Annotated in this window: 16 protein-coding genes; 13 read left to right on the top strand and 3 right to left on the bottom strand. The window is 57.5% G+C overall.

The genetic code is table 11. From position 1 onward, the window contains the following. Positions 1 to 16: 16 nt before the first annotated feature. The 6 genes from bcsA (GJ746_RS24125) to GJ746_RS24100 all read left to right on the top strand — a co-directional run bounded on the left by bcsA (GJ746_RS24125) (position 17) and on the right by GJ746_RS24100 (position 10,442). Positions 17 to 2,128, top strand: a complete 2,112-nt coding sequence (gene bcsA, locus GJ746_RS24125; RefSeq protein ID WP_154682427.1) for a UDP-forming cellulose synthase catalytic subunit — start codon at positions 17 to 19, stop codon at positions 2,126 to 2,128. Continuing rightward, positions 2,125 to 4,533 (top strand): cellulose biosynthesis cyclic di-GMP-binding regulatory protein BcsB, encoded by a 2,409-nt coding sequence (bcsB, locus tag GJ746_RS24120; protein ID WP_154682426.1) that lies wholly within the window; start codon positions 2,125 to 2,127, stop codon positions 4,531 to 4,533. Before bcsA (GJ746_RS24125) ends, bcsB (GJ746_RS24120) begins: the two co-directional genes overlap by 4 nt. Then, positions 4,530 to 8,582, top strand: a complete 4,053-nt coding sequence (locus tag GJ746_RS24115; protein WP_154682425.1) for a cellulose biosynthesis protein BcsC — start codon at positions 4,530 to 4,532, stop codon at positions 8,580 to 8,582. Before bcsB (GJ746_RS24120) ends, GJ746_RS24115 begins: the two co-directional genes overlap by 4 nt. After that, positions 8,582 to 9,058 (top strand): cellulose biosynthesis protein BcsD, encoded by a 477-nt coding sequence (gene bcsD / locus GJ746_RS24110; protein ID WP_195908886.1) that lies wholly within the window; start codon positions 8,582 to 8,584, stop codon positions 9,056 to 9,058. The genes GJ746_RS24115 and bcsD overlap by 1 nt, the downstream gene beginning before the upstream one ends. 11 nt (positions 9,059 to 9,069) lie before the next feature. Then, entirely contained in the window at positions 9,070 to 10,068 is a 999-nt protein-coding gene (locus GJ746_RS24105) for a glycosyl hydrolase family 8 (protein ID WP_154682423.1), read from the top strand. Positions 10,069 to 10,334: 266 nt separating this feature from the next. Further along, positions 10,335 to 10,442 carry a type I toxin-antitoxin system toxin Ldr family protein gene (locus tag GJ746_RS24100; RefSeq protein WP_154682422.1) on the top strand — a complete coding sequence of 36 codons (108 nt, stop codon included), beginning with the start codon at positions 10,335 to 10,337 and terminating at the stop codon, positions 10,440 to 10,442. An 84-nt stretch (positions 10,443 to 10,526) separates the two neighbouring features. On the opposite strand, the gene bcsG is transcribed toward GJ746_RS24100, so the two are convergent. From bcsG to bcsE, 3 genes are read right to left on the bottom strand one after another with little or no spacing between them, the layout of a single operon-like run. Beyond that, positions 10,527 to 12,203 (bottom strand): cellulose biosynthesis protein BcsG, encoded by a 1,677-nt coding sequence (bcsG, locus tag GJ746_RS24095; protein ID WP_154682421.1) that lies wholly within the window; start codon positions 12,201 to 12,203, stop codon positions 10,527 to 10,529. Beyond that, complete coding sequence (bcsF, locus tag GJ746_RS24090; RefSeq protein WP_154682420.1) at positions 12,200 to 12,397, bottom strand: cellulose biosynthesis protein BcsF; 198 nt, start codon at positions 12,395 to 12,397, stop codon at positions 12,200 to 12,202. The genes bcsG and bcsF overlap by 4 nt, the downstream gene beginning before the upstream one ends. Continuing rightward, the gene (bcsE, locus tag GJ746_RS24085; protein WP_154682419.1) at positions 12,394 to 13,950 is read right to left on the bottom strand and encodes a cellulose biosynthesis protein BcsE; all 1,557 of its coding nucleotides are present in this window, start codon (positions 13,948 to 13,950) and stop codon (positions 12,394 to 12,396) included. Before bcsE ends, bcsF begins: the two co-directional genes overlap by 4 nt. A gap of 168 nt (positions 13,951 to 14,118) precedes the next feature. On the opposite strand from bcsE, the gene bcsR reads away from it, so the two are divergent. The 7 genes from bcsR to hmsP all read left to right on the top strand — a co-directional run bounded on the left by bcsR (position 14,119) and on the right by hmsP (position 26,912). Then, positions 14,119 to 14,307, top strand: coding sequence for a cellulose biosynthesis protein BcsR (gene bcsR / locus GJ746_RS24080; protein WP_154682418.1), 189 nt, complete (start codon positions 14,119 to 14,121; stop codon positions 14,305 to 14,307). A gap of 11 nt (positions 14,308 to 14,318) precedes the next feature. Next, positions 14,319 to 15,056 (top strand): cellulose biosynthesis protein BcsQ, encoded by a 738-nt coding sequence (bcsQ, locus tag GJ746_RS24075; protein ID WP_154682417.1) that lies wholly within the window; start codon positions 14,319 to 14,321, stop codon positions 15,054 to 15,056. Beyond that, on the top strand, positions 15,053 to 17,671 hold the full coding sequence (gene bcsA / locus GJ746_RS24070) for a UDP-forming cellulose synthase catalytic subunit (protein WP_154682416.1): 2,619 nt from the start codon (positions 15,053 to 15,055) through the stop codon (positions 17,669 to 17,671). Before bcsQ ends, bcsA (GJ746_RS24070) begins: the two co-directional genes overlap by 4 nt. Positions 17,672 to 17,681: 10 nt before the next feature. Beyond that, complete coding sequence (bcsB, locus tag GJ746_RS24065) at positions 17,682 to 20,033, top strand: cellulose biosynthesis cyclic di-GMP-binding regulatory protein BcsB (protein WP_154682415.1); 2,352 nt, start codon at positions 17,682 to 17,684, stop codon at positions 20,031 to 20,033. A 3-nt stretch (positions 20,034 to 20,036) separates the two neighbouring features. Beyond that, positions 20,037 to 21,146 carry a cellulose synthase complex periplasmic endoglucanase BcsZ gene (gene bcsZ / locus GJ746_RS24060; protein ID WP_195908774.1) on the top strand — a complete coding sequence of 370 codons (1,110 nt, stop codon included), beginning with the start codon at positions 20,037 to 20,039 and terminating at the stop codon, positions 21,144 to 21,146. Further along, positions 21,128 to 24,613, top strand: coding sequence for a cellulose synthase complex outer membrane protein BcsC (gene bcsC / locus GJ746_RS24055; protein ID WP_154682414.1), 3,486 nt, complete (start codon positions 21,128 to 21,130; stop codon positions 24,611 to 24,613). Before bcsZ ends, bcsC begins: the two co-directional genes overlap by 19 nt. Before the next feature lie 292 nt (positions 24,614 to 24,905). After that, the gene (gene hmsP / locus GJ746_RS24050; RefSeq protein ID WP_154682413.1) at positions 24,906 to 26,912 is read left to right on the top strand and encodes a biofilm formation regulator HmsP; all 2,007 of its coding nucleotides are present in this window, start codon (positions 24,906 to 24,908) and stop codon (positions 26,910 to 26,912) included. Positions 26,913 to 26,998: the final 86 nt, after the last annotated feature.

Raw genomic sequence — 26,998 nt, 5'->3', positions numbered from 1 at the left:
ATTGCAGGGCTGCTGAATGAAAAAGACGCTTTTCTGGTTGCTGGTACTGGTGCTTTCGCCCGTTGCCGTGCTGGTGGTGATCACGCCGATGGATAGCCAAAAGCAGTATATTTTTGGTCTGCTGAGCATCGGTATTCTCTTCGTTATGGGCTTCAGTAAGAACCGTAGCGTTTCTGTCATTATGGTCGTGACATCGCTGCTGATGTCGACCCGTTATATGTATTTTCGTCTGACCCAGACCCTGCATTTTAACTCCACAATCGAAGCGATTCTGGGCATGGGCTTGTTCCTGGCCGAAGTCTATATCTGGGTAATGCTGCTGCTGAACTATCTGCAAACGGTCTGGCCGCTGAAGCGTGAGATCGTGCCGCTGCCCGACGATATGAGCACGTGGCCGACGGTAGATATCTACATTCCAAGCTATAACGAGCCGCTTGAGGTGGTCCGTGACACCGTGCTGGCCGCACAATGTATTGATTATCCAAAAGATAAGTTAAAAATCTATTTGCTGGATGATGGGAAACGCAACGAATTTGCGGTCTTTGCCGCCGACGTTGGCGTCGGCTATATCACCCGTAACGATAACAAGCACGCCAAGGCAGGTAACCTCAACCACGCGATGACGCTGACCAACGGCGAGCTGATCTGCGTTTTTGACTGCGACCACGTGGCGACCCGGGTCTTCCTGCAGGCGACGGTTGGCGGATTTCTTAACGATCCTATGCTGGCGCTGGTGCAGACGCCGCACTATTTCTACTCACCGGATCCCTTTGAGCGTAACCTTTCCGTTGGCCGCAATATTCCTAACGAAGGGATGCTGTTTTATGGCCCGATTCAGCAGGGGAACGATAACTGGAACGCAACCTTCTTCTGCGGCTCCTGCGCCGTCATTCGCCGCGCCGCGCTGGATCAGATCGGCGGCTTTGCGGTAGAGACCGTCACCGAAGATGCCCATACCGCGCTGAAGTTCCAGCGTCTGGGGTGGAAATCAGCGTTTCTTGATATTCCACTGGCGGCGGGTCTGGCGACCGAACGTCTGGTGGTGCACGTTATCCAGCGTACCCGCTGGGCGCGCGGAATGACGCAAATCTTCCGTCTGGATAACCCGTTACTGGGTCGCGGACTTACGTTCCAGCAGCGCCTGTGTTACCTCAGCGCCATGCTTTACTACCAGTTTGCTTTGCCGCGCGTGGTGTTTGTCACCGCTCCGCTGGCCTACCTGCTGTTTAACCTGAATATTATCTATTCTTCGGCGAGCCTGATCGTCTCCTACGCGCTACCGCATCTGTTCCTCGCGATCTATGTTGGATCGCGAATGAACGGCCGTTATCGCTACAGTTTCTGGGGTGAAATCTACGATATCGTACTGGCTTTCCACCTGGTGCTGCCAACGCTGGTAACCATGATTTTCCCCAAACGCGGGAAATTCAACGTAACGGATAAAGGCGGCCTGCTGGACGTCGGCTACTTTGACTTTACCGTCGTCAGGCCGCATCTGGTCGTTGCCTGTCTGCTGGGACTGGGCGTAGTGGTCGGCATTGTGCGCGCTATTGGCCATGATTACTTTGGCTCAGACCCGAACGTTATCGCGCTGAACGTCGGCTGGGGGATCTACAGCCTGATCTTCCTGCTGGCCGCCATTGCCGTGGCGCGCGAAACCCGCCAGGTACGAAAAACGATTCGTATTGATGTTGATATCCCGGTGCTTATTCACTACGCCAGCGGCATTGTGTCCCGTAGCCACACCGCGGATCTGTCGATGGGCGGATGCCGCGTTAGCGCGCCGGATAAGCGTCACCAGCAGGATGAAATTGAAGAGATTGAGCTGATTCTCCGGTCCGGAGCGATCTCAATTCCGGTTCGCCAGGTGACCGCCGACGAACGTTTTATACGTCTGCAATTTGACGAAAATATTCCGCTGTCCCGTCGCCGCGAACTGGTGCGCGTAGTTCTGGCCCGCGCCGATGCGTGGATTAACCCACCGCGCCCGCAGGACAACCCGTTCCGCTCTTTTGCCACTATTTTGCGCTGCGTTTTTGAACTGTTCTGGCTGACGTGGAGGACGCGGCGTAGCCAGCGTCGTCAGCCGCCTGCGGCGAAGCCCGCGCAGGAGGATGGCGGTCTATGAAACGATTAACAACGCTCGCGCTGCTGATCGGTATGCTCTCTGCGCCAGCGCTGCATAGCGAGGAGACGCCTGCAGGATCATTGCCGCCGCTAAATTTTCCGCTGCCTGATGGCGCAGCGGCGACGGAAGCCGCGCCTGCCAGCGAAACGAACCCTCCGGCCACGGTGGAGCCCTACCCTGCAAACGCCGCTGAACCGACTCCGCTCCCGTCCATGCCGCCGCCGGTTGTTTCTGGCGAACCTGATAGAGTCCCGTTATCCCCAGTTGTCGGGGGAGACCTCAACCTGATGCAAATGGGAATGCCGGATGGCATCATCCTCAGCGGTGGACAAAACCAGGGCGGCGCCAGCTTTACGCTTCCCTCGGATCAGGTTGTCACCCACGCCCAGCTGATGCTGGAGGTGAAAGTTTCACCGGAGATAGCGACCCGTAACGCCACGCTGCAATTAATGCTTAACGGCCAGCCGCTCGGCACTTTACCGCTGGGCGCAGATGGCGAGGATATTTCGCACTACCAGCTGGATATTCCGGCGGCGCTGATGGTGTCCAGTAACAACCTGAGCTTTAAGATTAACGACGGCGATGCGATGCAGTGTCGGCTCGATATCCACGACACCTCGCGGGTGACCATTTTGCCGGCCTCGCACTTCAGCTGGGAGAGCCAGCAGCTTAATATCAGCAACGATTTAAGCTACTTTCCGCGTCCGTTTTTCGACAACATGCAAATGACTCCGGCGGACATTGCTATCGCCTGGCCGGAGAACGCGACGGCGGATATCTTTAGCGCTGCGGCGCTGGTGTCGTCATGGCTGGGAATACAGGCCGACTATCGCGGTATCGCTTTTGACGCCCTGCGCGATCGCTTACCCGAGAAGCACGGTATTATCATTGGCCATCCCGGCGAGCAGGTGGGTGGCCTGACGCTACCGCAGAGCGACAAACCGCTGCTGCGGATCGTAGAAAATCCCGGTAATCCGGCCTATAAACTGCTACTGATCGTCGGAAAGAATGATGCCGCGCTGCGGATGGCCGCCTGGCGCCTGACTCGCGGGGATTTCGCTCCGCAGACGGCCAGCGTGGATGTAGATCCGCAGGCGATACCCGTCGGCAAGCCGTATGACGCGCCGCGCTGGATCTCCACCGATCGTCCGGTAAAAATTAGCGAACTGATCCGCCCGGATCAAAGCATGACCGTCAGCGGCGTATGGCATGAACCGCTGCGGGTGGCCTTCCGCGCCGCGCCTGATCTCTATTTGTGGGATGGTGAAACCATTCCCCTGCAGATTGGCTATCGTTTCCCTTCGGAGAGCTGGATTAACGAGGATAAGTCGCTGCTCAGCGTGACGCTCAACAGCACTTTCCTCAACAATTTGCCGATGAACAAACAGGGACCGCTGGAGAAACTGTGGCGTCATCTGGGCGGCGATGCGCGTCAGGAGCGTTTTACCATCCCTCTCGCGCCGTATCTGATTTACGGCGATAACCAGCTGTCGCTCTATTTCAACCTGGTGCCGAAGGATGACGCGCCTTGTACCGTTCTGTTAAACAGCAATATCAAGAGCCGAATCACCGACGATTCGTGGATTGATTTAAGCGGCACGCGGCACTTCTCGTTGTTGCCGAATCTTTCTTATTTTGTCGGCGCTTCGTTCCCGTTTTCCCGCTTAGCGGATTACTCGCAAACCACGCTGTTGCTACCCGAGAGGCCCTCGGAAATACAGGTTGCGACCATGCTGAATCTGGCTGCCCGCTCGGGTAATTCCACCGGTAAAGCGCTGGCGAATAATCGCGTCGTGCTCGGGATCCCTGATGGCGGCGCTAATTCACAGTTGCTGCGCGATCGCGACGTGCTGGCGGTGAGCGCTCTTGATCAAAAAGCGTTTAATCAGCGCCTGCTGGCCAATTCTCCCTATAACCCGGTCGATAATCTCCTGAGCGTACGTGAACCCACGCTGTGGCAAAAAATCCAGCGCAGGCTAAGCGGCGACTGGGCCTCCGACGGCGTAGATGCCGACCGCTATTTCTCCTCCAGCAGCGCCTGGCGTGGGTTTATCAGCTATCGCTCGCAGTGGGATCCGCGGCGGGTGGTGGTGGTGGCGATGGCCAGCAGCGACGACCAGCTGGAAAAACTGGAAGACGATCTGAATTCTCCGCGTATCAACGCCGGTATTCGCGGCGATACGGCGGTGATCACCAGCGATAACGGCGTTCGTAGCTTTCAGGTCAGCACGCCGTTTCCGAGCGGTCAGATGCCGTGGTACATGATGGCGGTGTGGTATGCCAACCAGCATTCCGGCCTGCTGGCGGTGCTGGGGTTAATTGTGACATCGATTCTGGGCCTGGCGCTGACCGCTATGTTTAAACGCCATGCCCGTAAGCGCCTCGGTTCGGGGGATAGCCAATGAAAAGAGTCAGCAGAATGAATAATAAGGCGGCTCGTCAATTTTCCACGCTGTGCCTGTCCGGCGCGCTCACGCTCGGCGCTTTCGGCGAGGCGCGGGCGGCGAGTAACGATGCGGCGCTACAGGCGCTGTTTGCGCAGGCCAATTACTGGCATGAAAAATCGCACGATGAGCTGGCGATAGAGTCGCTGCAGAAAGTGCTTTCAGTTGATGCTAATAACACTCAGGCGCTGTACCTGATGGCGCTGTGGACCCAGCAAGGGGGGAATCTTAAGGCTGCGGCCCAGTGGCGGGCGCGGCTGGAGAAAGCGGACCCTAACAGCCACGAATTGCAGGATCTGGATAGCGCTAAAAAAATGGCGCAGGTCCCGCAGGGACAGTTAAACCTCGCAAGACAACAGGCGCGAAGCGGCAACGTTCCCGCCGCGCTGACGACCTGGCGGAGTATGTTTAACGGTAACCTTCCGCCTTCCGGACTGGCGGCGGAATACTATATGACGATGGCCAGCGATAAATCGCTTTATCCGCAGGCGGTGAGCGAGCTGCGCCAGTACGTCGCGCAGCACCCGCAGGAGAATGGAACGCGCGTGGCTCTCGGTAAGGCGCTGACCTGGCGGGAAGATACCCGCCGGGAAGGGATCGCCATGCTGGAGTCGATGGCCAGCGGCAGCAAGGAAGCCGATGCGGGATTGCGTCAGGCGCTGCTGTGGCTGGGGCCGCAGCCGGGGGATGAGCAGTTTTACGCGACCTGGATGCAGCGCCACCCGCAGGATAGCGAAGTGCAAAACTACTTCCGCGAGCGGCACAGCGGCCAGGCTCGCGGCCAGGGCTATTCTGACCTCAACAGCGGCAATACCGCCGCGGCGAAGCAGCAGTTTGAACAGGTTCTGCAAAGCAACCCGCAGGATGCTGACGCGCTGGCCGGAATGGGCTATATCGCCCAGCGCAGCGGCGATTTTCAGGCGGCCTCTCAGTATTTGAGCCGGGCGGCGGATCTCGGCGGCGATGGCTCGGAAACCCGTCGTCAGCAGGCGGCGGATGCGCTGTTTTACGGGCAGCTCGCTCAGGCGCAGCAGGCTTACAAGCAAGGGAATATTAGCCAGGCGCTGGCGCTCTCTGCGCCGCTGGCGCAGCAGAGCGGGACGCAGGGCACGGCGGCGAAGCTGTTCCGCGCCGACGTTCTGCGCCATAACAAAGATTTGCCGCAGGCCGAACAAACGCTACGGGCGCTGCTCAACGACCAGCCGCAAAACGGCCCGGCGCGGGAGAATCTCTATTACGTTCTGCGCGAACAGAATAAAACGGCGGAAGCGCAGGCGATGCTGCGCACGCTGCCGGAAAGCCTGCAGCAAAAACTGCAGCCGCGGGTGGTCATCGGACAGCCCGGCGATTCGCTGCGTCGCCAGGCGCAGGAGCAGGCCAGCGCCGGTAACGTGACGGCGGCTATCGCCATGCTGCGCCAGGGGCTTTCTCGCTATCCGGACGATGCGTGGATGCGCCTCGATCTGGCCCGTATGCTGCAAAAAGCCGGTAACGACGGTGAGGCAAATGCGGTTATGGGCGCCGCCTGGCGTCCCGGCGCCGGCGCCAGCTCGCTGTACGCCGCGGCACTTTTTGCCAGCGAGAACGGCGGCTGGCAGCAGGCGCAAACCCTGCTGGCAAGAATTCCCCCCGCCAGTCAGACCAGCCAGATGCGCGACCTGAAACAACGGGTGAACTACAACCTGCAGCTGGCGACGGCGGAGGGCTATCTGGCGCAGGGCAATACCGTTGCCGCTGCTAATACGCTCAGGACGATGACCGCAACGCCGCCTGAAGCCCCGGCGGATGTGGGTAAACTGGCGCGGCTGCTGGCCCAGAGTGGCGATGTCACCACCGCGGTATCGCTGGTGCGCAACAATATTAACGGCGGTATCTCAGGTAATGCCGGGGATTATGCCGATCAGGTGACGGTACTTAACCAGGCGGGCCTGACAACCGAAGCGCAGAGTCTGCTCACTAACCCGCAGCTGCAGGCAAGCAGTACGCCGACGCAGCTGGCCAGTATTCGCAACGGTTATGTGATTAACGAAGCGGACCATCTGCGCGAGCAGGGCAACTACGCGGCAGCGTATGACAGGCTGATGGGCGCGATGCAGAACGACCCGCAAAATACCGATCTGATGTTCGCTATGGCGCGGCTCTATCAGAGCGGCAAAATGAACAAAGAGGCCGGTGTCGTCTATGACTATCTGATGACCCGCGATACGCCGACGCAGGATGCGCGCAGCGGGGCTATTGATGTCGCACTCTCGGCGGGGAATAGCGAACGGGCGGCGCAGCTGGCGGGTGGACTGCGCCCGGATAACTCGCCGGACCGCTTGCTGCTGCTGGCGCGCGTTGCCGAGTCGCAGGGGCATCATCAGCAGGCGATGACTTACCTGCGCAGCGCCCGCGGCAGGCTGCTGGGACAACAGAGCAGCAATGGCGCGCAAACGCCGACCGTGGGCGGCGCGCTGGCGGCGGATAATCCGTTTGTCGGCGTCTCGCGTACCCCCGGGGCGACGCGTGCGGCCTCCGCCTACGGGCAATATATGCCGTGGCAGGTCTCTCAGGTATCGACCGGGGATGGCGGCGCGCTGCCGGGGATCCAGCGCACCGATCTGCCGGTCGAAACCGCCCAGACCCGGATGCTGCGCCAGGTGGATACCATGATGGAGACGTTGCAGGAAAAAACCGGCACCTGGCTGCAGGGGGGCATGGAGGTTCGCGGTCGCGACGGCGAATCCGGCACCAGTAAGTTCAGCGAGATAAAAACCCCGCTCACCTGGTCCTCATCGCCGTTTGGTGATTCGCGTTTCGATTTTACCGTTACGCCGATTACGCTGAACGCGGGGACGGCGACCGGCGACGCCTGGCGGCGTTACGGCGCGAACCCGCTATCCAATGCAGTCTCCAATATGATTTCCACCGCGACCAGCGAGCAGGCGGCGATTGCGGCGATGACCGCGACCGAGCGCACGACGTACTTTGCCAACAATCCGGGGGCAGAAGCCTTGAGCGGTTTGGGCACGCTCAAGGCCTCTGACTTTAACGCCACCACCAGCAGCGGTATGGAGAATCTGGCGAAACTCGGAACTTACGATTCCGGGCAGGTCGCCAGCTATCTGGCCTCTTCCAGCCTGAAGCCGAATGTCGATCAGGCGAGCGGCTCAACCGATTCACAAAAAGCCAACGGCGTGGAGCTGGCTCTGGCGCTGAGCGGCGACGAATACCGCGTCGATATCGGCAGCACGCCGCTGGGCCAGGATCTCAATACCGTGGTGGGCGGCGTAAAGTGGTCGCCGAAGCTGACCAACTATCTGTCGTTGATTTTTACCGGCGAGCGTCGGTCGCTGACCGACAGTCTGCTCTCCTGGGTAGGGCTGAAGGATTCCTATTCCGGCAAGACCTGGGGGCAGGTGACCAAAAACGGCGGTACCCTGCAGCTAAGCTATGACGACGGCGATGCCGGTTTCTACGTCGGCGGCGGGGGCTATAGCTACCTGGGACAAAACGTCGCCAGCAATACCAGCATAAACGCCAACGCCGGAGTTTATTTGCGGCCTTACCACGATGAGTATCGTCAGCTGCAGACCGGGTTGAGCATGAGTTACATGGATTACTCGAAAAACCTGAGCTACTTCACCTACGGGCAAGGGGGCTACTTCAGCCCGCAGAACTACGTCAGCGTATCGCTGCCGGTGAGCCTGACGGAAAAATATGACAACTGGACGATGAAACTTGGCGGCTCGGTGGGCTATCAATCCTATAGCCAGGATAAGAGCGCTTATTTCCCGACTAACGCCGGGTGGCAGCAGGCCCTCGAGACCGCAGTGAGCAACGGTTTTGCCAAAGAAGCCTACTATTCAGCCACTTCGAAGAGCGGTATCGGCTATACCCTACGCGCCGGCGCGGATTACAAAGTGAATAAGCAGATGACGCTTGGCGGCCAGGTAGGTTATGACACTTTTGGTGATTATAACGAGAGCACCGCTGGTCTCTATATCCGCTACATGCTGGGAGATAACTGATCGTGACGGACAATAATAACGCGCAGGTTATGACGTGGTTTCAGCAGCAGCAAACACCTGCCGGATGGTTCGATCTGCTGCTCATTATGGTTGATGGGATGGTCAACAACGCGGGTGAGCTGGAGAGCCAGCCCTTTCTGCGGCAGATGGGCGAGGCGCTGGCCGATGAACATCCGCTGCCGGAGTCTGAGACTCTCGGCCAGCTGGAGACCAACATGAATGCGCTGCTAAGCCGCTTTCAGTGGGGCTTCGTCAGCGTCGAGGTGAACGATGAAGGCCTGCGATTACGCCATCAGGCTCTGCCGGTCAGCCGCGATGAAGTGCGGCGCATCCGCTGGTGTAATGCATTTTGTGCCATACTCGAGGGGCTCTATTCCCGCTGGTTACAGGGACAGGGCGGCGCGGCGCACGTGGTTTTACAGCGCGAGCGGCTGTTTTCAGTCTCTTACGTTCAGTTTCTTTACTTCCATCCCTAATGGGTGAATTTATGTCCTTGCGTGCTTTAGCGACAGTCGTGGTCACGACGGTGATGATGCTTCCCCACGCGTGGGCCGATACGGCGTGGGAAAGTTATAAATCGCGTTTTATGATGCCGGACGGGCGTATTGTTGATACCGGTAACGGCAACGTCTCTCATACTGAAGGGCAGGGTTTTGCCATGCTGTTAGCGGTGGCCAACGACGATCGTCCCGCCTTTGACAAGCTCTGGCAGTGGACAGATAAAACCCTGCGCAACAAAGATAACGGGCTGTTTTACTGGCGCTATAACCCGGTGGCGCCCGATCCGGTGGCGGATAAAAATGACGCCACCGATGGCGATACCCTGATTGCCTGGGCGCTGCTGCGCGCGCAGCAGCAGTGGCATGAAAAAACCTACGGTACCGCTTCGGATGCGATAACCGCTTCGCTGCTGAAGCATACGGTGGTGACCTTCGCCGACCGTCAGGTGATGCTCCCGGGCGCAAAGGGATTTTATCTCAACGACCATCTGAATCTGAATCCATCCTACTTTATCTTTCCCGCCTGGCAGGCCTTCGCCGCGCGTACGCACCTGACCGCATGGCGAAAGTTGCAAACCGATGGGCAGGCCCTGCTGGGGAAAATGGCGTGGGGGAAATCGCAGCTTCCCAGCGACTGGGTGGCCTTAAGAGCTGACGGCAAGATGGAGCCGGCAAAAGAGTGGCCTGCTCGGATGAGCTATGATGCGATCCGTATTCCGCTGTATGTCTACTGGAGAGACCCGAAAAGCAGCCTGTTGACGCCGTGGAAAAACTGGTTCCAGAGCTATTCGCGTCTGCAAACGCCGGCGTGGATAAACGTCAATACTAATGAAGTTGCTCCGTGGTTTATGGCCGGCGGGCTGCTGGCGGTCCGGGATTTAATCCTCGGCGAAGAACTGGCCGATCCTGTGATTAGCTCGCAGGATGACTACTACTCCGCCAGCCTGAAGCTGCTGGTCTGGCTGGCAAATAAAGACCAACAGTAAACTCTGGAATGTGTCTCGCACGGCTTGTTATCGCGGCGTGCGGGTATCAGGGTAGCGCAGTAGAATCGTCGGCAAGCCGGGCTTGCCCGGTGAGGCGCAGTGTTGCGGGGGCTTGAACCCCGGCGGCATAGAGAGATGGGTTGCTGGAAAGAGAAAAACCCCCGCACGTTGTTTGGTATACACCTGTCAACATATCGGGGGCTACTCTCGAACCTCAACAATTCGAGGATAGCCGCGAACGGTTGCCATTGCAACAAGGCGGCTGTATGACGCTCGCTCAGTTGGGCCTGGTATTCTGGGACGATCTGGCGGCTCCGGTGATTGCTGGCATTCTCGTCAGCATAATCGTGAGCTGGATGGATAGCCGGAAGTAAACCGGCCAGTGGGTATCTGCCTGCCTCAGTGGCAGCATGCGCCCGGACGGGGCCGCAGGAATAAAATCCTGCGGCCTTTTTCGCTTATTGCGGATAAGGCACCCAGCTGCCGCCGTTCAGCTGAACGTAAGGTTTGCCCTGATACTGAATCACTTTAGCGTTTGAGTTTTCCGACACTGCGGCGCTCTGCGGCAGGTTGGCAATATACTGCTGCCAGTTGATATCGGTGTCGTCAAACATCTTGCCGTCCAGGGCCCGGACTACCAGTTCAGAAACCGCCAGATAGCTGCTTGGCTGATCGATGACAATCGGCGCATCGGGATGCCGCGCTTTGATGCCGAAGAATTTCACCGCCGCCGGAACGTTGGTAATGGATGGGCTAGGAATATCTCGCAGGCCAGAAACCTGCATTTTGTCGCCTTTCAGCGCCGCACCGTGTTCCGGTACGACGATGACCATCACTTTACGACCCGATTTCTCCAGCTCAGTAAAGAAACTGTCCAGCTCATCGAAGAATTTCTGCGCACGAGCTTTATAGTCCGCGGTTTTGCTCTGGCCAGGATAGTGATTACCATCGTGCAGCGGCAGAGTGTTGTAGAAGGTTGCGGTGCGCGGGGTATTCAGTTTATCTACCGTCTGCAGCCAGCGGTTCAGCGTCGCCTGATCGTCATAGACCGGCGAACCATCAAAGCCCTGCAGAATCACCGGCAGGCCAGTTTGATCCATCAGCGGACTCTGGATACCGCCCAGCTCGCGAAGCTCTTTCAGGAAGTCGCCGAAGACACCGTTGTGGCCGAGCATGAGCTGCTGAGTAAAACCTAGCTTAGCAAGATTTTCAAACAGATAGCATTCGCTGCCCGATGGCTTATACAGGTTGGTGTGGGAGAGCTGGCCGCAGCTTGCGCGCAGCAGACGCGCCGCCGCCGGGCCGCTGTAAGAGGTCGCCGAGTTGAAGTTTTTGAATAATAAATCGAAATGCTTCCACAGCGGATGATCCATTAATCCGGCAGCTTCAATATCTGACCATGAGAGAGAGCAGATATTGATAACCAAAATATCAAACGGCTGCGCATCGGCCGGGAGCGTGTCCGGGAAAGGGGTTTTACGTTTCTGCTCAGAGGCATAAAAGGTGTTCAGCCAGTTGTTCAGGTTCGCTGACGTCGGTGGCTCCGTTTGCGGCGGAATATCGTTATTCGCCGCTGCAGCCGTAGCGGTGGTGGCCGTCGTACCGCCCGTATTTGCCGCGGTGTTCGCCGTTGCGGCAGTTGGCTGACCTGCTGGCCAAAGGGTGAAAGAGGGCAGCAGCGGGCTGATAACCAGCCAGACCATGATCGCCGAGACGAATACCGTGACTCGTAGCCACTGGCTAATAAACAACCACATGACCAGCAGCACGAAGAACGCGCCGATCATATTCCAGTTAATAAAGCGGGTGATCAGATCCCAGATATAGTCGGCGCTAAAGCCGGCAATCTGCGAACCCTGGCTGAAAATGCTTTCCGGGCCGGGTAGCCAGGTATCGTGCCAGAACAGGAAGAAGCCCAGCGGGAGCGCTATCCAGTGACGAATCCGGTGCAGCTTATATTGCGGAATCGGCACCAGCAGGAAAGCCAGGAACACCAGGTTCAACATGGGGTGAAAATTGAGATATCCCGCCCACAACAAAGCAAACTTCACCAGAAAGTAAAAGTTCCAGCCGGATAAGCCGCGCCAGTACTGCCAGAGTGGAAGCGACGCGGTGGATGTTTTGGGTTTGGTCATTTTATTGATTTGCCTTGCCTGGATGCCGCTTCCCGGCGTAGCACGCCAGCCGGTTTGACATAACGGGGTTTAAAGAACATCAGTCTTAATGTGGTGCGAATACGCCGCTGGTAGTGGCGCGTCAGGTATCCCAGCGGAAAGAATAACAGGGCGCACAGGATGACCAGCTGAATAATATCGGCGATAGACATCATAAGGTTGGCTCCCCATCGATGGACAGACGGTGCGGCTCGGGGTTTCGCCGCCAGCTTCGCCCGTCGTGGGTTGCGTTGATGGTTTCATTTTTGCCAAGCGAAATGGGCAGCGGCGTGTTCCAGTTCTCCGGCATCAGCCCGCGCATCTGCATGATTTCGGCGGATATCTGCTTATCTTCAAACCAAATCATGCGGTTAGAGAAAATATCGCCGGTAGGCAAAGGGAAGATATGGTTTAACGCGGTGTCCAGGTCATTTACGCGACAAAACGACAGAAACAGCACCAGACGATTGTTGCCGATGGTCATAATATCGCCCATACGGTTGGGTTTACACAGCGTCAGAGCCTGTTCTACGCGCAGCCCCGGGGCCGGGCGCAGCGCGACCATGACGCCTTTGCCGTCGTCAGGCAGCATGGTGTTGGCCATAATATTGTGCACCGCTTCGCAGAAGGCGTCCCACTTCTGGTAGCCACGCAGTTTTAACGGCTGGCTCCAGGCGAGCAGGGTAGAAAAATCTTCCGGGATATGGCGGGTAAATTGTTGTTTTTGAACGCTCTCTATCAGCGTAAGGCAGCGGGATAGCGGCGCGCCGCTGGGGATAACCATATTTGCGCCGCTGCTCAGCAACAGCCGTTCATCGGTGGCGCGCAGGCTCGGCGTCTGTTCACGGACGATGATTTTTAAGGCGCTGCCGCGCTGTCGGCGCAGAGTGTGGATATAACGTCCCAGCTGTTCAATCTGTTCATTCTGGGTGACGGAGAAGATAAGCGTCGCCGCCTGAGCCGTTCTGCCGGCGTTGAAAACGGCGTCGTTGGTCTCAAGCAATGTCCAGTACTCGGAAAGGGCAGGCGCTCCTTCCAGGACGCGCAGGTTGCTGAAAATCGCTTTTTCATCGCTGCGCGGCTGTACTTCCGTCTCTTCATCCTGCGCCAGCCGCCATCCGCTCTCATCCTGCAGGATAACCAGCTGCTGCCGGGCGCTGATGCCTTTTTCGCTGCCCCACCAGGCAATATCAAACAGGTGGCTATCCCCCTGGTAACGTATACTTGCCAGACCGGAAAGCGAGCGGTACTCACGTAATAAAGGGGAGAGTTGCATATCGATATCGTGCCCTGAATTAAGCACTAATAATGAACAACGATGATAATTAGTCCACCGATATGATTTCTCAACCCAATTGCATAATTCTGCGCTTTTAATATTCTGCCAGGCATTTTCGGCACATAGCAGAATAAACAAATAATTTCCAGGTTCGAGGGAACAAACTAAATCACGATGCATTTCTTCCAGCCCTTCAAAACGGTTGGGCATGGTGAATAATTCAACCTTTTCAGGTCCGCGATCTTTTTCTAATGAAATGATTTTATTTGGATTCTCACCCATGACTATCGCCGCAACATGGCTTTTTTTATCCTGAGCCGCAAGCGTATGGTTGAGCAGGCTTACCGCATCGGCATAGCGGTCAACGTTAAGCCACCATACTCCACCAACGGGCATATGGCGTACTTCGTCCCATAATGATGAAATACCCAAAGAATATACGATATCCACGGTGTCCCTCGTGAGACTTGATTTACACTTGATTAGTTTACTAGCGAAAGCGTGAGAGTAAACCTAACATTGAAATTAAAGGATATCAGTTTTAGCATGTAAACCTATTTTACGTATGAACTTACACCTTTCAGTTTAATTTGTTGTATTTTGCAACGGACAGAGATAATGCCAGCGAAAGAGCCTGCTGTACCCACTGATGCAAGTTTGGGCTATACGTTTCAAAATGATTTCCTGGCCTTGAGCCGGGCATTTTCCCTGCCTGATATTGATTACCACGATATTTCCCGACGCGAGCAGTTAAACGCGGCATTGAAACGCTGGCCATTACTGGCTGAATTAGCAGAGAAAAAGTAAGGAAGCCATCGATGGCTATTCTGGGATTACAAGGCGTGCGCGGCGGCACAGGTACTACGTCGATTACCGCTGCGCTGGCCTGGGCGCTGCAGTTACTCGGGGAAACCGTGCTGGTGATAGACGCCAGCCCGGACAATATGCTGCGCTTCTTTTTCAACGTCGACTTTAATCATAAAGCGGGCTGGGCGCGCGCAACGATCGACGGCAATGACTGGCGCGACGCCGGACTACGCTACACTTCGCATATCGACCTCCTGCCCTTTGGCCAACTGACGCCGGGCGAGCGCCAGAATATTGACCAGCTTCAGTCGACCCTGGAGCCGATGGCCGAAATGGTGCAGAAGCTTCAGCAGCAGGGCGACCATCGCTGGCTGCTGATTGACCTGCCGGACGGTTATTCCCCGCTGACCCGCTCTTTAATCAACATCTGCGACCGCACGCTAGTGGTAGTTCATCCGGACGGTAACAGCCATATTCGCCTCCATCAGCAGGCGCTGCCGGTAAATAGCGATATTTTGATTAACGATCTGCGCGTCGGCAGCCAGCTGCAGGAGGATTTGTATCAACTGTGGCTGGAAAGCCAGCGCCGCATTTTGCCGGTGACTATTCATCGCGATGAAGCTATGGCGGAGTGTCTGGCGGCGAAACAGCCGCTTGGCGAATACCGTCAGGACTCTCTGGCGGCGGAGGAGATACTGACGCTTGCCAACTGGTGCCTGCTGCACTATGCCGGCAAGGAGGCTGGATGATTCGCCTGAGTACGCTGCTGCTGGCTCCGCCGGTCGGAGAGCGTCTGAGCGAGCGCTATCGCGACTATCGCCAGAACGGCGCGTCGTGGCTGGCGGCCGCGCTGGGCTGCCTGTGGGCGTCTCTGGCATGGGCCTTTATGCCGCTGGAAACGCCGCGCTGGCAGGCTATACGCGAGCGCCACGACGAGTTTTTCCCGCATATCAATCCGCATCGGCCACGTCCGTTAGATCCGATTCGCTATCTGCTGCAGTCCCTGTGGCTGCTGGCGACGCGGGGACCGGATCCGGATAAAAAAGTTAGCTGGCGTTCACTGGTTGCGCTGAAAGGCGTGCAGGGACGCTATGCGCAGTGGCTGGAAAAGCTGCCGGAAAAGGTCAACGACCGCACCGGTCATCTGGACAAGCAAAAAGAGCTGGCGCACCTGCATCCGAAGATTCGCCGGTTTATTCTTGGCACGATTACCTTTTTCTCACTCATTCTGGCGCTGCTCTGTATTACCCAGCCGTTTAACCCGCTCTCGCAGTTTATTTTCCTGCTGCTGCTGTGGGGCGTGGCGCTGTTGGTGCGCCGTATCCCGGGACGTTTCTCGGCGCTGATGCTGATCGTGCTTTCGCTGACCGTCTCCTGCCGCTATATCTGGTGGCGCTACACCTCCACGCTAAACTGGGATGACCCGGTGAGCCTGGTATGCGGGATCGTGTTGCTGTTTGCGGAAACCTACGCCTGGTTGGTGCTGGTGTTGGGTTATTTCCAGGTGGTCTGGCCGCTGAACCGTCAGCCCGTACCGTTGCCGAAAGACATGGAGCAGTGGCCGACGGTCGACATCTTCGTACCAACCTATAACGAAGACCTCAACGTGGTGAAAAACACCATTTACGCCTCGCAGGGGATCGACTGGCCGAAAGACAAACTCAATATCTGGATCCTCGACGACGGCGGGCGCGAAGAGTTTCGCCAGTTTGCCAAAGACGTCGGGGTACACTACATCGCGCGCACCACCCACGAACACGCGAAGGCCGGTAATATCAACAACGCGCTGAAGTACGCCAAAGGCGAGTTCGTGTCGATTTTCGACTGCGACCACGTGCCGACCCGTTCGTTCCTGCAGATGACCATGGGCTGGTTCCTGAAAGAGAAAGAGCTGGCGATGATGCAGACGCCGCACCATTTCTTCTCTCCGGATCCGTTTGAACGCAACCTAGGACGTTTTCGCAAAACGCCGAACGAAGGCACGCTGTTTTATGGCCTGGTGCAGGACGGGAATGACATGTGGGATGCGACCTTCTTCTGCGGCTCCTGTGCGGTGATCCGCCGCGGTCCGCTGGATGAAATCGGCGGGATTGCCGTGGAAACGGTTACTGAAGACGCCCACACTTCTTTGCGCCTGCATCGCCGCGGCTATACTTCAGCCTATATGCGTATTCCACAGGCTGCCGGTCTGGCGACGGAGAGCCTGTCGGCGCATATCGGCCAGCGTATCCGCTGGGCGCGTGGGATGGTGCAGATATTCCGCCTTGATAACCCTCTGTTCGGCAAAGGGCTGAAGCTGGCGCAGCGCGTCTGCTACGTTAACGCCATGATGCACTTCCTGTCCGGTATTCCGCGTCTCATCTTCTTGACCGCGCCGCTGGCGTTTCTGCTACTGCACGCCTATATCATTTATGCGCCCGCGCTGATGATAGCCCTGTTCGTTCTGCCGCATATGATTCACGCCAGCCTGACCAACTCGAAGATTCAGGGTAAATACCGTCACTCTTTCTGGAGTGAGATCTACGAAACGGTGCTGGCGTGGTATATCGCGCCGCCGACGTTTGTCGCGTTGATTAACCCGCATAAAGGCAAATTCAACGTAACGGCGAAAGGCGGACTGGTGGAGGACGAGTACGTCGACTGGGTGATTTCTCGTCCCTATATCTACCTGGTGCTGCTGAATCTGGTCGGCGTCGGCGTCGGGATCTGGCGCTTTATGTACGGCCCGGAAAACGAAATTTTAACCGTCTGGGTGAGCATTATCTGGGTGTTCTATAACCTGATTATTCTCGGCGGCGCGGTAGCGGTATCGGTTGAAAGCAAACAGGTTCGGCGCTCGCATCGCGTAGAGATGTCTATGCCGGCGGCAATTGCCCGCGAGGATGGGCACCTGTTCTCCTGTACCGTCCACGACTACTCTGATGGCGGCCTGGGCGTCAAAATTCACGGCGAGGCGCAGGTGCTGGAAAGCCAGCACGTCAAGCTGCTGCTAAAACGCGGGCAGCAGGAGTACGCCTTCCCGGTGCGGGTAGCGCGGGTGAACGGCAGTGAGGTTGGGCTGCAGCTGCTACCGTTAAGCAATCAACAACATATCGATTTTGTGCAATGTACGTTTGCCCGCGCAGATACGTGGGCGCTTTGGCAGGATAGCTTCCCGGAAGATAAGCCGATGGAAAGCCTGCTGGATATCCTGAAGCTGGGGTTCCGTGGATATCGTCACCTGGCGGAGTTTTCGCCGCCGTCGGTGAAGGTTATTTTCCGCTCGCTCACCATGCTGGTGGCCTGGTTTGTATCGTTTATTCCGCGCCGTCCGGAACGGGAAGCGGCGATACTCTCGGCCGATCCGGCGATGGCTCAACAATGATGATAATGCGATGAACAGAAAACTCTCTTTGATTTGTGCAGTAGCGGTGGGCATTGGCGGTTGGTCTCCCTTCGCTTCCTATGCGGAACGGGCTACAGCGGTGGCGGCAGCTCCAGAAGCCGCGCAGACCACGGCCGTTCCCGGTATTGCCGGTACGGTGGCCGACGGCCAGCCAACGGCCACCGTCGCCGACCCGGCAGCGCCGGTAGTGGTGATGGAGAACGCCCCGACTCGCGACGTGAAGCTCACCTTCGCCAAAATCGCCCCGCCTCCGGGCAGCATGGTGCTGCGCGGCGCGCGCCCGGATGGTTGGGTGGAGTTCGGCATGCGCAGCGATGAAGTCGTGGCGAAGGCGATGCTGAATCTTGACTACACCCCATCACCGTCACTGCTGCCGGTGCAGTCGCAGCTGAAGGTTTATCTTAACGATGAGCTGATGGGCGTTTTGCCGGTCACCAAAGAGCAGTTGGGCAAAAAGGTCAGCGCGCAGATCCCCGTCGATCCGCTTTATATCACCGACTTTAACCGCGTGCGTCTGGAGTTTGTCGGCCACTATCGCGATGTCTGCGAAAACCCGGCCAGCAGCACCCTGTGGCTGGACGTGGGTCGCGATAGTTATCTGGATTTAACCTACCAGTCGCTGAACGTGCGCAACGATCTCTCGCATTTCCCGGTCCCGTTCTACGACTCTCGGGATAACCGTCCGCTGACGCTACCGATGGTCTTTGCCTCCTCGCCGGATGTCCAGCAGCAGCAGGCTGCGGCGATCGTCGCCTCCTGGTTCGGCAGCAAAGCGGGCTGGCGCGGCCAGCAGTTCCCGGTTCAGTTCAACGCGCTGCCGGATCGCAACGCCATTGTTTTCGCTACCAACGATAAGCGCCCGGACTTCCTGCGCGAGCATCCCCCGGTTAACGCGCCAACGATTGAAATGATCGACCACCCGGACAACCCTTACGTTAAGCTGCTGGTGATATTCGGCCGGGATGACAAAGATCTGCTGCAGGCGGCGAAAGGGATAGCCCAGGGCAATATTCTGTTCCGCGGCAGCAGCGTAACGGTAGACGATGTTAAAGAGCTACAGGCGCGTAAACCGTACGATGCGCCAAACTGGGTGCGTACCGACCGGGCGGTGACCTTTGGCGAGCTGAAAACCTACGAACAGCAGCTGCAATCCAGCGGCCTGGTGCCGGATTCCATCAACGTGGCGCTGAACCTGCCGCCGGACCTGTATCTGCTGCGCGCGAACGGCATCGATATGGACCTGAACTACCGCTACACCATGCCGCCTATCAAAGACAGTTCGCGCATGGATATCAGTCTTAATGACCAGTTCTTGCAGTCGTTCAGCCTGAATAGCTCGCAGGATGCGAACAAACTGATACTGCGTCTGCCGGTGCTCCAGGGACTGCTGGACGGTAAAACGGAAGTCACGATCCCGGCGCTGCGCCTCGGCGCGATGAACCAGCTGCGCTTCGACTTCCAGTACATGAACCCGATGCCGGGCGGTTCCATCGAAAACTGTATTACCTTCCAGCCGGTGCAGAACCACGTGGTAATCGGCGACGACTCGACCATCGATTTTTCAAAGTACTATCACTTTATGGCGATGCCGGATCTGCGCGTGTTTGCTAACGCGGGCTTCCCGTACACCCGGATGGCCGATCTTTCCGACACTCTGGTCGTGGTGCCAAAAACTCCTACTCAGGGTCAGGTCGCCACGCTGCTGCAAACTGCCGGCGGCATCGGGGCGCAAACCGGTCTGGCGGCAATCAACCTGCGTATGACCGATGACGGTAGCCAGATTAAAGATAAAGACGCCGACCTGCTGCTGATTGGCTCTATTCCGCAGGCGCTGAAGGACGATACTAAAATTAATCTGCTGGTTGAAGCGACCAAAAGCTGGGTGAAAATGCCGATGCGCCACTACGACCTGGCCAGCATCTATCCTGACGCCGAGGCCAGAACGCCGAATACCCGTACTGATATCACCTCGTCCGGACCTATGGCGGCAATTATTGGCTTCCAGTCGCCGTACAACGATCAGCGTAGCGTCGTGGCGCTGCTGGCCGATAGCCAGCGCGGCAACGAACTTTTGACGCAGGCGCTTAACGACAGCGGTAAGCGTGCGGCGATGTTTGGTTCGGTTTCGGTGATTCGTGAATCGGGCGTCAACAGTCTGCGGGTGGGCGATATTTACTATATCGGGCATTTGCCGTGGTTCGAACGTATCTGGTTTGCGCTCTCCAACCACCCGGTGCTGCTGGCGATTCTGGCTGCGGTAAGTATCGTGCTGCTGGCATGGGTACTGTGGCGCATGCTGCGCATTATCAGCCGTCGTCGCCTGCATCTTGATGATGAGTAATTGATGATGAACGCGGTACGCGGCGTGGTGATATCGATATTGATACTGGCGGCGGCGCAGGTTAGCGCCGCCTGCCGGTGGCCGGCCTGGGAGCAGTTTAAAAAAGAGTACGTCAGCGCCGAAGGGCGAGTTATCGACCCCAGCGATTCACGGAAAATCACCACTTCGGAAGGGCAAAGCTATGGGCTGTTCTTTGCTCTGGCAGCCAATGACCGCGAGGCCTTCCGCAAGCTGTTTGAGTGGACGCAAAATAACCTTGCCGAGGGCGATCTGCGCGCGCATCTGCCGGGCTGGCTGTGGGGGAAAAAAAGCGATGACGAATGGACGGTTCTGGACGACAACTCGGCGTCGGACTCGGATTTGTGGATAGCCTGGGCGCTGCTGGAGGCCGGGCGCCTGTGGGAAACGCCTCAGTATACCGATGTCGGTAAAGCGCTGCTGACGCGGATTGCCGATGAAGAAGTCGCGACGTTGCCGGGGCTGGGACCGATGATACTGCCGGGGAAAGTCGGCTTCGTCGATGATGGAGGCTGGCGTTTTAATCCCAGCTACCTGCCGCCGCAGCTGGCGACCTACTTTGCCGCTTTTGGCGCTCCCTGGCCGAAGATTCGCGACAACAACCTGCGTCTGCTGCTGGAGACCGCGCCAAAAGGTTTTTCGCCGGACTGGGTGCGCTACGAAAAAGGCAAAGGCTGGCAGCTGAAAGCGGATAAACCGATTATCGGCAGCTATGACGCCATTCGCGTCTATTTGTGGGTAGGTATGCTCAATGACGGCGATAAGCAAAAAGCGCCTCTGCTGGCGCGCTTTAAACCGATGGCTGCCCGGACGATCGATCAGGGCGTGCCGCCGGAAAAAAACAATATCGCTACTGGTAAAACCTCCGGCAATGGCCCGGTGGGCTTCTCCGCTTCATTATTGCCTTTTTTGCAAAACGAAGATGCCCGAGCCATTCAGCGTCAACGCGTCGCCGATGAATATCCAGGCGCGGATGCTTACTACAGCGCGGTCCTGACCCTTTTCGGCCAGGGATGGGATCAACACCGTTTTCGCTTCACCGCAGGTGGCGAATTACAGCCCGACTGGAACCAGGAATGCACAAGTTCTCACTAAGTTTATTCACGCTCTCTTTAAGCGTTGCGCTGATGCCGCTGGCGCACGCCGCGAACACGCCCGCTCAGGATCATCTGCTGGAGCAGGTGCGTCTCGGCGAGGCCAGCAATCGTGAAGATCTGGTTCGTCAGTCGCTATATCGTCTGGAGCTGATCGACCCGAACAACCCGGACGTTATCGCCGCGCGGGTGCGCTATCTTCTCCGTCAGGGCGATACCGACGGGGCGCAAAAGCTGCTGGAGCGTCTGAATAAACTCGCTCCCGACTCCGGCGCGCTCGCTGATTCACGCAATGAGTTAAACGTTACGCATGGTGAAGGAGAGCAGGAGCTGCAGCAGGCCCGCCTGCTGGGAGCTACGGGGCACATTGAGGAGGCGATCGCCAGCTATGAGAAAATCTTTGGCGGCGTGCCTGGCGCAATGCCTTACGCACAAGAGTATTGGGTATTGGTGTCGCGGCTACCGGCGCGCCATAACGAAGGCGTCAGCCAGCTCGAGAAACTGAACGCTAAGCAATCGGGTAACATCGAACTGCAGTCAATCCTTGCAAAACAGATGTTTCGCGACAACAACAGGCAAAAAGGTTTTGCCTACCTGGAACAGATGGCCCGCTCGCCGGCCGGCCGTGGAACGGCCGCTTCCATATGGTTTGATGCGATTAACGATATGCCGGTCAGCCAGGCGAGCGTTGAGGCTTTACAGCGTTTCCTGATTCTGTTTACTGATTCTGAAAAACTGGACGATGCCAGGTCATTGCTCAGCAAATACCAGACTGAATTAAAAGATCCAGCTTTTCGTTCTCGTAACGAGGGGCTGGCGGCGGTGAAAGCCGGAAAAGGCTCGGTAGCGGTAGCCGATTTGCAGCAGGCCGTCCGGGCGAATTCCAGAGATAGCGATGCGGTTGGCGCGCTCGGGGAGGCGTACTCCCAGCGCGGCGATCGGGCGCGAGCGATTAGCCAGTTGAGCAAAGCTATCAAAATGGATCCGCAGAGCCCGAGCCGCGATAAGTGGGACAGTCTGCTTAAGACTAACCGCTACTGGCTACTGATAAAGCAGGGCGATGACGCGCTGAAGAGCGGTCAGCCGGAACAGGCGAAAAATTATTACGCGCAGGCGCAGCGGATAGACAATACCGACAGCTATGCGGTACTGGGACTGGGTGACGTGGCGGCGGCGAATAAAGAAAGCGCCGCGGCAGAGCGCTACTACCAGCGCGCGCTGCGCATGGATCGCGGCAACAGTCTGGCGGTGCGCGGTCTGGCGAATCTGTATCGCGCCGAATCGCCGGAAAAAGCCAGCGCATATATCGCCAGCCTGTCCCCGAGCCAGCGGCGGAGTATTGATGATATCGAACGCAGTCTGACGAACGATCGGCTGGAAAAACAGGCCGAGACGCTGGAGAGCCAGGGTAACTGGGCGCAGGCGGCGGAAGTGCAGCGCAGACGGCTGGCGCTGGATCCGGATAGCGTGTGGATCACCTACCGCCTGTCGCGGGATCTGGTTAGCGCGGGCAGACGCAGCGAGGCCGACGCGCTGATGCGCGCTATGGTCAACCGCAAGCCCGGTGATGCCGACCGGGTCTACGCTTACGGTCTCTATTTATCCGGTAATAATCAGGATGATATGGCGCTGGCACAGATTAACGCCCTGCCGCGCGGGCAGTGGACGGACAATATTCGCGAGCTGGACGCGCGGCTGCAAAGCGACAAGATTTTGCGCCAGGCAAACCAGCTGCGCGATAGCGGCCAGGAAGCCCAGGCTATCGCGCTGATTAAACAGCAGCCGACGTCAGTGCGCTACGAGCTTACGCTGGCGGATTGGGCGCAGCAGCGCGGCGACAGCCAGACGGCGATAGCTGAATATCAGCGAGTGCTGGGCCAGCAGCCGGACAATGGCGATGCGCGTCTGGGGCTCGCGGAGGTTTATCTTGCCGACGGCGATAAGAATGCCGCACGCGCCCAGGTAGCTCAGCTCAAGGGCGAGGAGATAGACTCCATTAATATGCAGCGACGTATTGCCCTCGCGCAGGCCGGTCTGGGCGATCGCGCACAGGCGCAGCAAATTTTCGCCCGTATCGTTCCGCAGGCGAAAGCGCAGCCGCCGTCGATGGAAAGCGCGCTGGTGCTGCGCGATGCCGCGCGTTTCCAGGCGCAAAACGGCGAGCCGCAGCAGGCGCTTGAGGGTTATAAAGATGCGATGGTTGCTTCCGGCGTGACCGCCTCCCGCCCGCAGGATAACAATACTTTCACACGGTTGACGCGTAATGACAGCAGCGATGACTGGCTGAAGCGCGGGATCCGCAGCGATGCCGCCGATCTCTATCGCCAGCAGGATCTGAACGTTACTCTCGAACATGATTACTGGGGATCCAGCGGCACCGGCGGCTATTCCGATCTGAAAGCGCATACCACCATGCTGCACGTGGACGCGCCGCTGGCCGATGGCCGAATGTTCTTCCGTACCGACCTGGTCAATATGGATGTCGGGACTTTTTCTACGAAGAGTGACGGCAGCTATTCGCCTGACTGGGGAACCTGCGGCGAAATCGCCTGTACTGGCGGCAGTAAACATCAGAGCGATAGCGGCGCCAGCGTCGCGGTGGGCTGGAAGAACGATACTTGGAGCGGCGATATCGGCACCACGCCGATGGGCTTTAACGTCGTTGATGTGGTCGGCGGCCTGAGCTACAGCAGCGATGTCGGCCCGCTGGGCTACACCGTTAATCTCCATCGACGCCCCATTTCCAGCTCGCTGCTGGCCTTTGGCGGACAAAAAGACAACCCTAACGGCGGCCATACCGGCAAGACCTGGGGCGGGGTACGCGCCGACGGCGCCGGTTTGAGCCTGAGTTACGATAAAGGTAAAGCCAACGGCGTCTGGTCCTCACTGGGCGTTGATCAGCTAACCGGCAAAAACGTCGCCGACAACTGGCGCGTGCGCTGGATGACCGGCTACTACTATAAAGTGATTAACGAAGATAACCGCCGGGTCACCGTTGGCCTGAACAATATGATCTGGCACTACGATAAGGACCTGAGCGGTTATACGCTTGGCCAGGGCGGTTATTACAGCCCGCAGGAATATGTCTCTTTCTCGGTACCGGTGACCTGGCGTCAGAGAACGGAAAACTGGTCCTGGGAGCTGGGGGGCTCGGTTTCGTGGTCCCATTCGCGGACCAAAACCGAAGCCCGCTATCCGCTGCTGAATTTGATTCCCTCGGAGTATCGTCATGATGCCAGCCTGCTCAAAGAAGAAGGCGGCAGCAGCCAGGGAACCGGCTATACCGCGCGGGCGCTGATTGAGCGCCGGGTGAGCAGCAACTGGTTTGTCGGGGCGGCGGTGGATATTCAGCAGGCGAAAGATTACACCCCAAGCCACGCGCTGCTGTACGTGCGCTACTCGGCTTCCGGCTGGCAGGGCGATTTGGATATGCCGCCTCAGCCGCTGGTCCCTTACGCCGACTGGTAGCAGATTAGGCTGAATTTCGCGACAGGGCGCCACTCCACGGCGCTCTTCGCGTATACTCGTTGCCTCCGGCCATGCAGTCCGATTTCCCCTCCGGTGGTGATTGTGAACCTGTAGCCCCGGTAAGCGCGGCGCCGCTGGGGAGAGCTACCGAAGCTGCATTGCGCGCTGTATCCCGGGCATTGCGGCACTCCTCGCGGGCGTGAGCGAACAATTTAAGTATATAATCAGCCTGAAAACGACCGGTGAAAGGGATCTACATCGGCTAGGCGTTCAGTTTCAGTGGAGAACCCCGTTGCGCGTCAGTCGTTCACTTACAATTAAACAGATGGCGATGGTCGCGAGCGTGTCCATGGCATTTGTCCTGGTCTTCTGTTCTATTTTGCTGTTCCACTTTGTTCAGCAGAGTCGCTATACCACGGCCACGCAGCTTGAAAGCATCGCGCGCTCCGTTCGCGAACCGTTATCAGCGGCTATCCTGAAAGCCGATATCCCTGAGGCGGAAGCCATTCTAAGCCGCATTCAGCCTGCTGGCGTCGTCAGCCGGGCGGACGTTGTGCTGCCCAATCAGTTTCAGGCGCTGCGGATGCGCTTTATCCCCGAGCGTCCGGTACCGGTAATGATCACCCGGATGTTCGAGCTGCCGGTACAGATTTCGCTCCCCATCTACTCCCTTGAAAGGCCAGCCAACCCGCAGCCGTTGGCCTATCTGGTGCTGCAGGCCGACTCTTATCGCATGTATAAATTCGTGATGAGCACCCTGGCGACATTAGTGACCGCTTACTTACTTTTAGTGTTAATTCTGACGGTGGCGATCACCTGGTGTATCAACCGCCTGATCGTTCGTCCGCTGCGTAAAATCGCCCGTGAGCTAAACGATATTCCGCAACAGGAGCGTTTGGGCCATCAGCTCACGCTACCGCGCTTACATCATGACGATGAAATTGGCATGCTGGTGCGCAGCTATAACCGTAACCAGCAAACGTTGCTGCGTCAGCATGATGAACTCTCTTTGCAATCGACCCGTTTCCCGGTATCCGAGCTGCCTAATAAAGCTTTCTTGATGGCGATGCTGGAGCAAACCGTCGGGCGCCCGCAGACTTCGGCGCTTCTGATTGTCGCCTGCGAAACTCTGCAGGATACCGCTGGCGTACTGAAAGAGACGCAGCGTGAAATGCTGCTGTTAACCCTCGTCGAAAAGCTACGGGCGGTTATACCTGCGCAGATGGTGCTGGCCCAGGTGAGCGGCTATGACTTCGCGATTCTGGCCCACGGAATTACTGAACCCTGGCAGGCGGTGACGTTAAGTAAGCAAGTACTTACTGTCGTAAATGAACGTTTGCCGCTGCACGGAATTCAGCTGCGCCCCTGCGCCAGCGTCGGGATTGCAATGTTTAACGGCGAAATTAACGCCGAACAGCTTTATCGTCGGGCGTTTTCCGCCGCCGTGACCGCTCGCCGTAAAGGTAAAAACCAGATTGAGTTCTTCGATCCGCAGCAGATGGAAAAAGCGCAGCGCCGGTTGATGGAAGAGCACGATATTCTGACTGCGCTTGATAACCAGCAGTTTGCTATCTGGCTGCAGCCGCAGGTGGATACCGTCAGCGGAGAGGTTTGCGGAGCTGAAGTGCTGCTGCGTCAGCGTCAGGCGGACGGGAGCTGGTCGCTGCCGGGGAATTTAATTGAGCGTATCGAAGCCTGTGGGCTGATGATTCCGGTAGGCTACTGGGTGATGGAAGAGGCCTGCCGACAGCTTGCTGCCTGGCAAAATCAGGGCATTATGCTGCCTCTGTCGGTCAACGTATCGCTGCTACAGCTGCTGCATCACGATCGCGGCGCTGAAATGCTGGCGCTCCTGTCGCGCTATCGTATCGCGCCGGGCACGCTGGTGCTGGAAGTGACCGAAAGCAGCCGTATGGACGATCCGCAGGCGATTATCTCGCTGCTGCGTCCGCTGCGTGAAGCGGGCGTTCGCATTGCGCTGGATGACTTTGGTATGGGCTACGCGGGGTTGCGCCAGCTGCAGCATATAAAATCACTGCCGGTGGATATCCTGAAAATCGATAAAGTCTTTATTGATATGTTGCCGGATGACATCAGCATGGTTCCCGCCATTATCCAGCTGGCGCGTGGCCTGAACCTGCATATTGTCGCAGAGGGTGTCGAAAACGATACGCAGTACGAGTGGCTGCGGCAGGCTGGCGTCGAAACGGTGCAGGGATATCTGTTCGGTTGCGCCATGCCGCCAGAGGTATTTATGGCCCGCTTTGTACAGGGTGAGTCAGAGGGTGCAACTTTGTAACAACATTGTTAGCTTACGCGAGTCAGCTCAAATAAATTAACAATTACATTGCAATTCCATCACTCGTTATTTCTGAAATGTTTCAT

This window comes from Klebsiella oxytoca (assembly GCF_009707385.1).
GTDB classification, from domain to species: Bacteria; Pseudomonadota; Gammaproteobacteria; order Enterobacterales; family Enterobacteriaceae; genus Klebsiella; species Klebsiella oxytoca_C.
This window is presented reverse-complemented; position numbering and strand designations above follow the sequence as displayed.